The following is a 1,091-nucleotide window of genomic DNA, read 5'->3' as shown; positions in this document are numbered from 1 at the left end:
CGGTCGCGCTCAGGCTGGCGCTGGGCAACATCCACCGGCCGGGCGCCCTGACGCCGTCGGTGGTGCTGTCGCTCGGGCTCGGGCTGACGCTTCTGGTGACGCTGGCGCTGATCGACGGCAATCTCAGGCGGCAGATCTCCGGCAGCCTGCCGGAACGGGCGCCGAACTTCTTCTTCGTCGATATCCAGAGCGGCGATGTCGACGCCTTCTCGGCGCTGATCGGCAAGGAGGCCCCCGGCGGAACGCTGGCCAAGGTGCCGATGATGCGCGGACGGGTGATGGCGCTGAACGGCATCGATGTCGGCAAGGTGAGCGTGCCGCCGGAAGGCGCCTGGGTGCTGCGCGGCGACCGCGGCCTGACCTACGATGCCAAAATGCCCGCCAACGCGACGCTGACGCAAGGCACGTGGTGGCCGCAGGACTATGCCGGCGAGGCGCTGGTGTCGTTCTCGGCCGAGGAGGGGCGGCAGATCGGGTTGAAACTTGGCGACACCGTCACCGTCAATGTGCTGGGACGCAACGTGACCGCCAGGATCGCCAATTTCCGCCAGGTCGAATGGGAGACGATGGGCATCAATTTCGTCATGGTGTTCTCGCCCAACACCTTCGCCGGAGCCCCGCATGGCTGGCTGGCGACGCTGACCGACAAGAACGCGTCCACGGCGGACGACGCCCGTCTGCTCAACGCCGTCACCCGCGCTTTTCCGGCGGTGACGACGGTCCGGGTCAAGGATGCGCTCGACATCGTCAACCGGCTGGTGGGCCAGCTCGGCACCGCGATCCGCACTGCTGCCGGCGTGGCGCTGATCGCATCGGTGCTGGTGCTCTCCGGCGCGCTCGCCGCCGGCAACCGGGCGCGCATCCATGATGCGGTGGTGCTGAAGACGCTGGGCGCGACTCGCAGGACGCTGATCACGGCGTTCTCGCTGGAATATGTGCTGATCGGCCTTGCCACGGCGGTCTTCGCGCTGGCGGCGGGCGGCGTGGCGGCCTGGTTCGTGGTCGCGCGCATCATGACGCTGCCATCGCATTTCATGCCGGAAGTGGCGGTGGCGACGATGCTGGTTTCGCTGGCGGTCACGGTCGGCATC

1 protein-coding gene is annotated in these 1,091 nt (G+C 68.2%); it reads left to right on the top strand.

Features of this window, described 5'->3' with window-relative positions; translation table 11 throughout:
- On the top strand, nt 1-1,091 hold a 1,091-nt coding region (locus EN780_RS34850; RefSeq protein WP_128276511.1), incomplete at both ends, for an FtsX-like permease family protein.

Origin of the sequence: Mesorhizobium sp. M4B.F.Ca.ET.089.01.1.1 (assembly GCF_004022605.1) — a bacterium.
Lineage (GTDB): Bacteria > Pseudomonadota > Alphaproteobacteria > Rhizobiales > Rhizobiaceae > Mesorhizobium > Mesorhizobium abyssinicae.
This window is presented reverse-complemented; position numbering and strand designations above follow the sequence as displayed.